This is a genomic window from Companilactobacillus paralimentarius DSM 13238 = JCM 10415, from assembly GCF_001434985.1.
Classification (GTDB): Bacteria; Bacillota; Bacilli; order Lactobacillales; family Lactobacillaceae; genus Companilactobacillus; species Companilactobacillus paralimentarius.
On record NZ_AZES01000078.1, the window covers coordinates 1 to 12,244 of the forward strand.

The following is a 12,244-nucleotide window of genomic DNA, read 5'->3' on the forward strand; positions in this document are numbered from 1 at the left end:
TTTTATTTTGAGCTTTTATTGAAAGTGGCTAACTTGATTATAAAATTCGCCGAAATGATTATTTCCAAGTTGCACCTAATCAATTTTTAAGCACTAACGATAGTTTTGCATACAAAAAACGCCAGATGACTATTAAAGTTCAATCATCTGACGATAAGGATACAGTACGTGTTTATGATCATAATTTGAAACAAAGAACAGACGTATCACTTGCTTCCGGAACTAAATGGTACTCCGACTCTGCAATTTATACGTCTCAAGGAATGCCTTTTTTAAGAGTTGCTACAGATCAATACGTTGCCATGTTTGATGTTACTGAACAACAATATAAAGCTTCCATTAATTAATTTAATATTCTGTGTGTGAATTTATTAATTCAAGATGTTTGTGGTATGCCGACCACTTACATCTTTTTTATTTTATATATCAATCTCATGTACACTGCCATATGTACGTTTAACTTTTATTAGATATATGAGGTGTTTCCTTATTACAAGAGATAGTGTACTATCGATTCGCTTCAGTTTGGATTCACTTTTTGTAAAAAGCTTTTTCCTGAAGTGGAATAAAATTATGAAAGATAAGTAAAACGTCATAATTTTGATTAAATAAATTATAAATAGACAAATCGGTATAGTCCTTACTGCAATAATACCCTTAACGATGGTTAATTGGTATATTCCAGTAAGGACTTTTTCTTTTTTTGAGTACTGTGAGAGATTTTTGAAAACATTGGTAGAAATTAATTAATAATGCAAATTATTATGTAGTTCCTATTGTTAAAAACTTTCTTGATATAAAAATAGTTATGATGTTTTGAACTTAGACGAATGGTCTATTTAATGAGAAAGTTTCAGTAGGTCTTGATGCCGTTGGTATATAAGCACTTTTTTTCTGAATATGTATCAATTCATATCTTTGGTATATAGACAGATTATGACTTAATATCTGTCGTGAAATATGGAAAAGAGTGATGAAGATATGTTATTAAATAAAAAGTATGTCTATTTAGGAGCTTCATTATTTTCGGCAGTGATTTTAACATCGCTGTCCAACCAAACAGTAAAAGCTGATACAACGGGAAATGTTACTTCAACAAATGGTTCTGTTAGCACTACGACTGATAAAATTACACCGGCTACGACTAAAACAGTTAGTGCCACGACATCGGATTCAACTCATATTACTGTAGCTACTCCTACAACTTCCGGAGTAAAACCTGTTGATGTGGCTATGATTAAACCGAAAGCTACAACGATTTCGACGGCATCGTCTAATACTACCGTGAACAGGCCATCTACTTCGACACCAGCGACGAATGCCCCTATGTCAGGACCGACTTCGACAAGTAAGATTGCTGAACCGGCAACTGTTCCCACAGCAAACAAGACAGTTACTTCAACTTCTACAATTAATTTGAATACTGGAACTACGACAGCAACATCGAGTTCACCAACGGCTCTATCTAAATCAACGACTAGTCCTAATATTACAGATATAAAAAAGTCCTACACTTTACCAAGCAATGCATCTGATGGCACAGTGGTTAATTTCACTGATCCATTTTTGAATTATATGGTTAAAAGTGAGTTTGGCCTGAAATCAACTGATTCGTTGACAATAGGTGATGTTAAAAACTTTGACGGCAGTATATTAAATTTAGTAGGTGATTTCTATTATGGTGATATGCCAAGTACTGTTACAAGTACCTATGTAACGAATTTTGATGGAATGCAATATTTAAATTATTTGCCAACGGGAACTGAGATTGCTTTATCAGTCAATGTTTCTTCAGCACAAAACTCTAATGCTGATTTGACTCCGATGAATGGTTTGAATTTTGAATCACTTGATTTATTCGGTAACTATAGTGATCCGGATTATAAGGAAATTTCACTAAGTCAATTATCGAAATTAAATATCAGTGATGTAAGGGAATTAGGACTTCATGGTACGGGAAGTATTGCCATCAATGATGGAATTAATAATCAGGAATTGAAAATGATAGCGCCAATTCTTGTAGAAATTGCTAATAAGGGTGGAGCTGTTTATTTGGGTAATTCTTCAATTACTGATTTTTCACCATTGGATGGAATTGATAAAACAAAACCAGCTTATTTGAATATAATCAATAATGTTTATGATCCAAGTCCTGTTTATGCAGTGGATAAGCAACCAATTAGTTTCACGGCTGAACATATTACTGGTCTCTATGGTACGGATTTGTCATCAGGATACAATTACTCAAGTTCAGTGTCAGCAGGGAATTTGACTGATGATGATTTGGAACATGTCAGTGGGGATGAATATAAGTTATTTAATGCTGATACTTCTGAAAAGAATTTGGTCTACGGTTATTTAAATGACTATTCGAAATCGGATTCTTACATTCATACGACTTATGGTAATGTTAGTTTCATTTACGCCGGTACGATGGCTCGTCCAATCATTTGGGAAGAACATCCTAATGTGACACTCAACTATGAAAATGAGGATGGTTCACCAATAATGGTTAACGGATCTGATTTAGTTAAAGTGGTCAATGGAGCGACAATTGGTGATTCTTATGATCTTACTGCAGATGCAAAGCTAGCAGGTTATATTTTTATGAGTGACCCTTATATTTTGAAGGGGACTTATTCACAAGATCCACAAATCATTGATCTAAAGTTTAAGGCCAATCCAGTAGTTGCATCCCCAACAAGTGAGTCTACAATTGCAACATCTGTCGCCACAAATTCTGTTCCCATTACTAGAAGCAATATTAACTTGAAAGTTTTGGCTGTCTCAGATAAACCAGTCTATACGTATGATTTAACTGGCAAGCCAACTGGGAAAAAAGTTATTTTGACGGATACTACTATAAAAGAGTCAGCTGAGATAAATGGTACTTTGTATTATAAAATTGAATCAGGTAAATGGGTTTTGGCCGATGGTTTCAATACTTATACGACCGATAACGGCATAGCTAAGACGTTTGACGGATCCTACACTCCATTAGTCGATTCTGCGGGTGAGACAAGCGATTTGACGTTAGGACCTAATACTTCTTGGAAATACGATAAAGTCGTTGAAATTAAAGGTAGCAAGTATTATGAGATTGGAACTAATAATTTCTTGGCGGTTGATAAGAGTTTATCTTTTATACCAGTTAGTGGAATGAGTTTAACAGTTAGAGATGCTGCGGTAATTTACGACTCTAAAGGTGAAAAAATTGGTAAGATTTTACCAAGTGGCAGTGATTGGAAAACAGATGGCATAACCGTTATTGAAGGGATACCAATGTATCATGTTGGTACTAATGAATGGGTTGATGTTCAATCTGTAAATACCTATCAACCAACTAGTTTTACCTACCATAATATTTACTCAACTTACATTTACAATAGCAACGGTCAAATGACTATGGAAATGCTCGATGCCAAATCATCTTGGAAAGTAGATAGGATTGTTTATATTAATGGTTCTAGATTCTATCGTGTCGGTGTTAATGAATATGTTATGGATTATGCAAATGATACATCTAGTAGCATGGGTGTATTTATCTCTATAGCTAAAGCAACGGTTCATATAGCTAATGAAACACATCTTTATGATGAGAGAGGTGCAGAGCTAGCTAAGACTGTATCTGCTGGTGGAATTTTATCAACAGATGGCTATGAGAACATCGGTGGCAAAATGATGTATCGTGTTGGAAACAACGAATTTGTTAGTTTCAAAGATTTACAACTATATACTGTAGAAAAAGATGTGGTTTCTGTAGCAGTTAATACACAACTATATGATAGTAAAGGTCAACTTTTAGATGTATTCCTTCCAATGAATAGCTCATGGAGATGCGATAAGATTGTGACAATTGGTGGTCACAAGTATATCCGCGTTGCAACAGATGAGTTTGTTAAAGAATAATAAATATAATTGTCTACTAAATTTAAAATAAAAAGCCGATTAGACTCAGTGGTGAGCCCAATCGACTTTTTTGACGACATTATATTTAAGAAAAATTTTTAACTGTATGAATTGTTTTTTACTTGTTATCTTTTGCTTGAATCAATTTAACTTTTTTTAGAATTTGTTTATCGAAAGCACGCATATAATCGTCGTGAGTCTTAAATTTCTTACTCTTTAGTTTGTGCATGGCGTCAGTCCAATCGTAATAATTGATAGGAATCATATTACGATCCTTGTTCTTAACGTATAATTCAGAAAAGTTATTGTCATTTTGAATTGGAGCCGTTAACCAAATATACTTATCGTTTCGATATTGTAGGAAGTATTGATTATCACGGGTAATTGTATTTTGATATTGTGAATATTGAATCTGCATATCAAAAGTTTTGCCATAATCGTGTGATAGGTAATCCATGCGGACACCTAGACAAAGTGTCAATAAAGCGAAGATTGGTAGAAGAATTTTTTCGTAATTGTTAAAGAAAATATCTAAGTTGACAGTAAAAATTGTAACTAAGAAGACGTAACTAGCAAACATACATCTAGAACCAAATGGAGATACGATAATGAATGGAGCAATTGCTACGTAAGTTGATAGTAGTAAAGCAAAGTTAGCAATTTTTTGTTTAGTGTTGTTAATCTTAAGACTGTAAAAAATCATAAAGATTGTAAATATCAATACTAACGTACCAACGACAATTAAATGTTTTGGTGTATAAGTAATCTTCAAGTAATTGAAGAGGGTATCTTTAGAACCATTGCTTACAGAACGATAAGCATCTGAACCTAAAAGAATTTTGATATAAGCTCCATTGATGAACATTAAGATAGCACCAAGAATATTACCGGCTAAGATAAGGTTCAACACTTTCTTGAAATGTTCACCAAAATGTTTTCTAAAGAAAATCCACACTAAAATAATGTTGAAACAATTTAATAAGGTAATATGTTCAGCAAAAAATTGAGTAGCTACTGAAGCTAGGAAAATAAGAATCATGCTTGTTCGATAGTAGTGAACATTTTTGTTGTCATAGTTTTTAAGAACTAAATAAAGTAAAAATAATGGAAAGATTGCTGAGGGTAAATAATTGGCAAACCCAGCATGCCAACCCAAAATTTGTTTGAAAATCATAACCGGACTTAAAAGAATAAGTGCAGCTGCCAAAGCTGATGAAACCAAGCCAATATTCTTTTCTGGCATGATTTGTTCACGAATTTTTTGAATCAAGTAAACGATGGTTGTAGGGAAGATACCGTAAGCCATAAAAGCAACAGGCTTGATTTTAGTCATACTGATAACTAAAAGATCTCCTAGATAACGACCATCATAGTAAGTAAAGATTCCATGAGGGAAGTAGTTGCTTCCAAAATAGGTTCCCCAGTGTAAATCGTCACCAAGGAGCGGCATCCAGAGCCCGATTAGACCGAAGATGATAAATAATATGAAGTAAAAACTAAGTTTAGCTGTTCTTGTCATAATACATCCTTTAAAGTTTCTTTTACTAAAGATATATTCTATCATGGTTCGCGAAGATATGAATCACTACTTGCGGTAAATAACTTTATATTGATAAAATTATTAAAAATAAAAAGGTAGATGGAATTATGAAAAAGATTGTTGTATTAGGTTCTATTAATGTGGATACTATTTTAAATATTCCACGATTGCCTTTACCGGGTGAAACTATGGCAATGGGTGATCAATCCACAGCTGGCGGTGGAAAAGGTGCCAACCAAGCAATTGCTGCAGTGCGTGCTGGTGCAGAAACCACCTTTATAGCTAAAGTGGGACAAGATCATTCGGCTGATTTCATGCTGGATACTTTTAAAAAAGATGGTCTAAAAATGAAATATATTACAGTTGATTCAGAGGCTGGTACGGGTAAAGCATATATTTTATTAGATGAAGATGGACAGAATAGTATTTTAATTTATGGTGGTGCCAATCAGACCATTACAGTAGATGATGTAGAAAATGCTCGGGATACAATTGAAAATGCTGACTGTTTGATTGCACAATTTGAAACACCATTAGATGCAACGTTAGCTGCTTTCCAAATTGCGAAGCAAAATGACGTTGTAACTATACTAAATCCAGCACCAGCAAAAACCGATATTCCTCAAAAATTGTTATCGCTTACCGATATTATTGTTCCAAATGAAACCGAAGCAGAGGCTATAACAGGCGTAAAGGCAGTTGATAAAAAATCAATTATAAATTCTGCAGTAAAATTGAATAAATTAGGCGTAAAGTGTGTTATAATAACTGTTGGTAGCAGGGGATCGCTTTATTACACTGATGGTAAAGAATCTTTTGTGGACGCTTACAAAGTTTCTACGGTTGACACAACCGCAGCTGGCGATACATTCATTGGTTATTTGGCCGCTAAGTTGGATTCCAATTTGGCTAATACGGTTGAAGCAATGAAGTTTGCTAGTAAGGCTTCGTCAATGGCAGTTCAAGTAAAGGGTGCGCAGAATTCAATTCCTTACGTTGATGATGTAAAAATTTAAACGTTTATAGGGGAAACTTTATATATACTTGATTGTAATAAGTTGTTAATCATGTTACTATAGTAGTTGTATTTTTGAATGGTGAATGGTTCGGATGGTTTGAATGTTTCGTACTTTAGACTTTCTTCCATAATGTACCACGATATAATGCACAACTAATATATTATTTATTTTCAGGAGGATTCTCTTATGGAACACGGAACAGTTAAATGGTTTAACGCAGAAAAAGGCTATGGTTTTATTACTCGCGAAGACGGTAGTGACGTATTTGTTCACTTCTCAGCTATTCAAGGCGACGGTTACAAGACCCTTGAAGAAGGCCAAGCAGTTACTTTCGATATCGAAGATAGCGATCGCGGACCACAAGCTTCAAACGTTGTTAAGGACTAATTATATAAAACTTTAATAAACTTTGAACTTTTAAGCTAACCCAACGGGTTAGCTTTTTTTTTGCAATTTTAAAATCTTTACTTATTATTTACAGTATTTATACATTGCTAGTCTATCATTAATATTTAAAAATTAAGGATGATGACAATGCAGGAGACTTGGAAGAAAAACTTTAGAATACTCTGGTTTGGCAGTTTGATAACGGGGTTGGGAAATGCAATGACTCTACCGTTTATTGTTCTATTCATAGAAACACTGGGCAATTTTAATAAAACCGAATTAAATCTTTTAGGAGCTGCAGCTTTTTCTTTGACTTATCTGAGTAAGGCTCTAGTTTCACCATTTTGGGGTAAATTGGCTGATCTTAAAGGTAGAAAATTAATGTGTTTACGGGCATCAGGTGTTATGACCTTTACGATTCTGATGGTCGGACTATCTCCAAATGTTTGGTTTTTATTGTTTTTTCGAGCAATGCAAGGGGCCTTTTCTGGATATATTAATAATGCTAACGCGTTAATGTCCGTTTCAGCTCCGGTAAAGATTCGCGGTCGAGTAATGAGTAAATTGATTACTGGTGATATAACCGGATTATTGATTGGACCTTTGATAGGTAGTTTTTTAGCTACAAGTGTTGGCTATCGTGGATCTTTCTTTATCACTAGTTTTTTGATGGCAGTAGTTTTTTTAACTACACTGTTTGGAGTAAAAGAAGACTTTGTACCTATTACAAAAAAAGAATTACAACCAGTTTTACCTATTATGAAAAAAATTGGTTGGCAATTCTTTCTTGCCCTTTTTGGATCTCTCTTAGCAGTGCAAGCAACGACTAATGCAATTACACCAATGATTAGTCTTTTAGTCAGGGAGATCGATCCTGGCAGTAATAACTTGGTAATTATTACGGGGGTAGTTTCGGCAGCACCAGGGTTGGCAACAATCGTTATGGCTGGCTTGGTGGGGCGACTGATCGACAAATTAGGGGCTTTAAAGAGTATGCTGATATTTTTAACGTCAGCAATTGTTTGCTTAATTTTGACAAGCATGGTTCAAAATATTTGGGAATTAGTAGTTTTACGGTTTATTTTGGGAGTTTCTGATGCAGCTCTGATTCCTTCAATTCAAGTTCTAACAATACAAAATGTCCCTAATTCTATTTTTGGACGAATTTTCAGTTATAATCAATCAGCGCAGGCAATGGGAAACGTTCTAGGTCCGATGTTGGCAGCTGTGATAGCGACTGGCTTTGGATATAAGAGCATTTTCCTATTTTCTGCGGTTATTGAGATTTTGGCTTTAATGGCTTGGTTGATTTATTCAAAACAGCATCGAGTTGAGTTAAAAAGTTGATAACTTAAACGATTTTTAAAATTATTTTTCAAATCACAAAAATTTCAAAGTTATCGGCTATAATTAGAGTTAATAAACTTAAAAGGGATAGATCAATTGCCACAAAAGAGAAGATACTCAGCACACCGAAATTATCGGCGCAAACGTAGTAGAAAAAATAATAATACGACCTTAATTTTATTATCAATTGTTGCTGTATTTGTTATCAGCTTCTTTGGATACAGTCGATATGTCCAGTACAAGAGAGAAACTCAAGTTGAGATGGTTCAGCAAAGTCACGCAGCTTTCATAAAAAAGATTTCGCCATATGCGGTTGAATTAGGCCAAACTTACGGGGTTTTACCAAGTATTACGATTGCTCAAGCTATTTTAGAAAGTAACTGGGGTTCCAGTACTCTAGCTAGTCAGTATAATAATTACTTTGGTATTAAAGGTGATGATCCTTCAAATACAAAAGTTTTACAGACAAAGGAATATACTGACGGTCAGTGGGTAACAATCAATGGACGTTTCCGAGTTTATTCGGATTTTCGTGAGTCAATGAAGGATCATACAAAACTTTTGGTAAATGGTACGTCTTGGAACTCGCAACAATACAAGCAAGTTCTACAATCAAAGGATTATATTGATGCAGCGGTGGCATTACAAGCAGATGGATATGCGACCGATCCGGGCTATACAAGTAAAATTATTCGGATTATACAAAAATATAATCTTAAAAAGTACGATGAAGGTATCAAGTGAAAAACAAAGTATGATAGACTCTAATTATTCTATTAAATAAGGGAGAACGTAATGAAGGAATTAGAGGAAAGAATCAAAAAAGATGGTCGCGTTATTGGTAAAGACGTGCTTAAAGTTGATAGTTTTTTAAACCATCAAATTGACCCAATGTTAATGGAAAAAATGGGCGAAGAATTTTACGAACATTTTAAGAATGAGGGCATCAACAAGATTTTGACGGTTGAATCTTCAGGTATTGCTCCAGCTGTTATGACTGGCTTGAAGTTCCAAGTACCAGTTGTTTTTGCTAGAAAACACAAATCCGTAACATTGAGCGACGATCTTTATTCATCAGAGGTTTATTCATTTACAAAGAAGACTTCTAACCACATTAGTATCGCTAAGAAGTATCTTTCAAGCAGTGATAAAGTTTTGATTATTGATGATTTCTTGGCTAATGGTCAGGCTGTAAATGGTTTAAATACAATCATCGATGCGGCTGGTGCACATTTGGCAGGTATCGGTATTGTGATTGAAAAATCTTTCCAAAAGGGAAGACAAATGATCGACAAATCAGGTACACCAATTTATTCATTAGCTAGAATTACAGCTTTTGAGAATGGACAAGTGGTCTTCGGTGAGGAAGACGATTAGAAATTAAGAAGGTGGAATTATGACTTTTATTGCGCCCGGTAAAACATTAGGAATAATTGGTGGCGGCAGTGAAACGTATCTTTTTGAATTAGAAGCTAAAAGAATGGGCTTTAGGACCATGCTTTTGACATCCGAAGAAAAGGATATTGCTACACAAGCGGCTGACAGCTATTTAGTCGGTACATTAGAAGACAGTAAGAATCTAAGTGAATTGGGCCATAGAAGTGACATTCTTTTGTATATGGATGAGAACTTTGATAGTAGTGTCCTAAAGGAACTTTCAAAAAACTTTAATGTTGCACAGGGTTCGGATCTACTAGAAATTGTTCAAGATCGTTATATCGAAAGAACCTTTTTAAATGATTTAAATATAAACGTTCCACCATTTTTCTCAATTGTGACGGTTGATGATATTAAACATGCAATTGATGAGATTGGGTTCCCTTGTATTCTAAAGCCAATTCAAAAGAATCAAAAAGTGTTGAAACGTCATATTATTTATAATTATGAAGATGTTGAACGTGTACAAAAATTGTTGAAAGATGGAACTTATATTTTGGAAGCTTGGATTGAAACAAAGACTGAGTATTCCATTATGGTAAGCAAGAGTAAAGATCAAAAAATCCATACTTTTCCAATGATTCAAGAGATTTATGATGGTGAACATCTGATGAGTTCTTTCATATATAAGAAGAACGATCCGGAAATTGAAGCGGAAATGCAACGAGTAGCTTTATTGATAGCACAGAATATTAATTATGTCGGAATCTTTGGAATTGGCTTTATCTTGTCTGATTCAGGCGTTTTGTACGTTAAACGAATATTTCCTGGCATTAATTATTCTGCAAATGTTTATCAAGAAGCGACAGGCATTTCTCAATTCGAATTACATATCAGAGCTATTTGTGATTGGCCAATTCCTGAAATCTTTCCAATGGTCAATGCGGCAACCTTGAAGATTATTGAAGGAATCTTGCCGCAGAGTTTGGATTTACTTCAGGAAAAGGCACAATGGAAATTTAACTATTACACAGGTTTTAAAGCTAAGAATCAAGCTGACAGGGATGTCGGTTATATTTCAATTTTTTCCGATGATATAGAAGAATTAAAAAATGATATCTTAACAACTAATATTTGGAGAGTAGAATAATTCATGATTGATAGATATGTAACTGAACAAATGAAACCAATTTGGACTGACCAAAACAGATTTCAAGCTTGGCTTGAAGTAGAACTCGCTGCTGTCGAAGGATGGAGTAAAGAAGGCGAAATTCCTGCTGAAGATGCTAAGTTAATTGCTCAAAATGCTAAGTTTGATGTAGCTGAAATTGCTGAGATCGAAAAACAAACAAAGCATGACGTAGTTGCTTTTACCAGAGATGTTTCACGTTATTTAGGACCCGAAAGAAAATGGGTTCATTTCGGACTTACTTCCACAGACGTTGTGGATACAGCTTATGGATATTTGATGAAGCAAGCCAACGATATTATTCGTGAAGATCTAAATGAATTTCTCGAAGTAGTTAAACAAAAAGCTCTTGAATATAAAGATACAGTTATGATTGGTAGAACTCATGGTGTGCACGCTGAACCAACTACTTTTGGGTTAGTTTTGGCAAACTGGTATTCTGAAGTCAAACGTGATATTGAACGTTTCGATCATGCCGCTAAGGGTGTTGAAGCAGGTAAGATCAGTGGCGCTGTCGGTAGCTATGCCAATGTACCTACTAGTGTTGAAAAATTTGTTTGTGATAAATTGGGAATTCGTGCTCAAGAAATCTCAACACAAGTATTGCCACGTGATCTTCATGCAGAATACATTCAGACAATGGCTTTGATTGCTACATCAATTGAAAGATTTGCCCTTGAAGTACGTCATCTTCAAAGAACTGAAGTTAGAGAAGCTGAAGAATACTTTGCTGCTGGACAGAAGGGTTCTAGTGCTATGCCTCATAAACGTAATCCAATCGGTTCAGAAAATGTAACTGGTTTGGCACGTGTTATCAGAGGTCATGCATTCACAGCCTTGGAAGATGTTCCATTGTGGCATGAACGTGATATTTCACATTCTTCTGCTGAACGTGTCATTATTCCTGATACAACTGAATTGTTAGATTACATTTTGAGAAGATTTACTAAGATCACTAAGGATCTTACTGTTTTCCCTGACAAGATGTTGGAAGACATGAATATTACTCACGGTTTGATTTATTCACAACGTGTCTTGCTTAAATTAGTTGAAGCAGGTTATGCCCGTGAGCAAGCTTACGATATTGTTCAACCAATGACGGCTAAGGCGTGGGACGAAAACAAAGACTTCCGTACTATGCTAGAAGCTGATCCTCGTGTAACTGATAAGTTATCTGAAAAAGATTTGGATGATGCTTTTGATTATCACTGGCACTTACGTAACGTGGATGAAATATTCAAACGTGTTGGATTAGAATAAAAAATTAAATTGAAGTTTATTTGGATGAGTGGTTGATTGCCGCTCTCCATAAAAAAGCTGATTTGGCTGGAACGTAGTGAAATTATCTTAAGCAGTAAATTGCTAAGGATAATTTCACTACTGAGCCAATCAGCTTTTTTATTCCGGGCTAATATTTCTGTTTTTATGTTTTGCTTCAAATCAGCAGAGTATGCCAAATGTGGGTATTTTTATGAT

At 34.8% G+C, this 12,244-nt stretch carries 10 protein-coding genes; 9 read left to right on the top strand and 1 reads right to left on the bottom strand.

Going from position 1 to position 12,244, the window contains the following annotated elements; genetic code table 11:
- Positions 1 to 125: 125 nt before the first annotated feature.
- Entirely contained in the window at positions 126 to 347 is a 222-nt protein-coding gene (locus FD33_RS07100; protein ID WP_056955868.1) for a hypothetical protein, read from the top strand.
- Between the two features lie 613 nt (positions 348 to 960).
- Positions 961 to 3,909 (top strand): SLAP domain-containing protein, encoded by a 2,949-nt coding sequence (locus FD33_RS07105; protein ID WP_081784495.1) that lies wholly within the window; start codon positions 961 to 963, stop codon positions 3,907 to 3,909.
- A gap of 118 nt (positions 3,910 to 4,027) precedes the next feature.
- Here FD33_RS07105 and FD33_RS07110 read toward each other — a convergent pair whose 3' ends face one another.
- Entirely contained in the window at positions 4,028 to 5,428 is a 1,401-nt protein-coding gene (locus tag FD33_RS07110; protein WP_056955869.1) for a hypothetical protein, read from the bottom strand.
- 128 nt (positions 5,429 to 5,556) lie between these two features.
- Here FD33_RS07110 and rbsK point away from each other — a divergent pair, with 128 nt between their 5' ends.
- From rbsK to purB, 7 genes are all read left to right on the top strand, one after another.
- Positions 5,557 to 6,465 (top strand): ribokinase, encoded by a 909-nt coding sequence (gene rbsK / locus FD33_RS07115; protein WP_025084877.1) that lies wholly within the window; start codon positions 5,557 to 5,559, stop codon positions 6,463 to 6,465.
- Positions 6,466 to 6,654: 189 nt separating this feature from the next.
- Positions 6,655 to 6,855 carry a cold-shock protein gene (locus FD33_RS07120; protein ID WP_010020786.1) on the top strand — a complete coding sequence of 67 codons (201 nt, stop codon included), beginning with the start codon at positions 6,655 to 6,657 and terminating at the stop codon, positions 6,853 to 6,855.
- A 147-nt stretch (positions 6,856 to 7,002) separates the two neighbouring features.
- The gene (locus FD33_RS07125) at positions 7,003 to 8,202 is read left to right on the top strand and encodes an MFS transporter (protein ID WP_148299154.1); all 1,200 of its coding nucleotides are present in this window, start codon (positions 7,003 to 7,005) and stop codon (positions 8,200 to 8,202) included.
- Positions 8,203 to 8,298: 96 nt separating this feature from the next.
- Entirely contained in the window at positions 8,299 to 8,946 is a 648-nt protein-coding gene (locus tag FD33_RS07130; RefSeq protein ID WP_025084875.1) for a glycoside hydrolase family 73 protein, read from the top strand.
- A 51-nt stretch (positions 8,947 to 8,997) separates the two neighbouring features.
- Positions 8,998 to 9,579, top strand: a complete 582-nt coding sequence (locus FD33_RS07135) for a xanthine phosphoribosyltransferase (protein ID WP_025084874.1) — start codon at positions 8,998 to 9,000, stop codon at positions 9,577 to 9,579.
- A gap of 19 nt (positions 9,580 to 9,598) precedes the next feature.
- Entirely contained in the window at positions 9,599 to 10,729 is a 1,131-nt protein-coding gene (locus tag FD33_RS07140; protein ID WP_025084873.1) for an ATP-grasp domain-containing protein, read from the top strand.
- A gap of 3 nt (positions 10,730 to 10,732) precedes the next feature.
- A complete protein-coding gene (gene purB, locus FD33_RS07145; RefSeq protein ID WP_025084872.1) occupies positions 10,733 to 12,028 on the top strand; it encodes an adenylosuccinate lyase in 1,296 nt (431 codons plus the stop codon).
- Positions 12,029 to 12,244: the final 216 nt, after the last annotated feature.

Coding starts and splice junctions, on each gene's coding strand:
- FD33_RS07100 (WP_056955868.1), top strand. CDS start 126: ATGACTATTAAAGTTCAATCATCTGACGATAAGGATACAGTACGTGTT.
- FD33_RS07105 (WP_081784495.1), top strand. CDS start 961: ATGGAAAAGAGTGATGAAGATATGTTATTAAATAAAAAGTATGTCTAT.
- FD33_RS07110 (WP_056955869.1), bottom strand. CDS start 5,428: ATGACAAGAACAGCTAAACTTAGTTTTTACTTCATATTATTTATCATC.
- rbsK (WP_025084877.1), top strand. CDS start 5,557: ATGAAAAAGATTGTTGTATTAGGTTCTATTAATGTGGATACTATTTTA.
- FD33_RS07120 (WP_010020786.1), top strand. CDS start 6,655: ATGGAACACGGAACAGTTAAATGGTTTAACGCAGAAAAAGGCTATGGT.
- FD33_RS07125 (WP_148299154.1), top strand. CDS start 7,003: ATGCAGGAGACTTGGAAGAAAAACTTTAGAATACTCTGGTTTGGCAGT.
- FD33_RS07135 (WP_025084874.1), top strand. CDS start 8,998: ATGAAGGAATTAGAGGAAAGAATCAAAAAAGATGGTCGCGTTATTGGT.
- FD33_RS07140 (WP_025084873.1), top strand. CDS start 9,599: ATGACTTTTATTGCGCCCGGTAAAACATTAGGAATAATTGGTGGCGGC.
- purB (WP_025084872.1), top strand. CDS start 10,733: ATGATTGATAGATATGTAACTGAACAAATGAAACCAATTTGGACTGAC.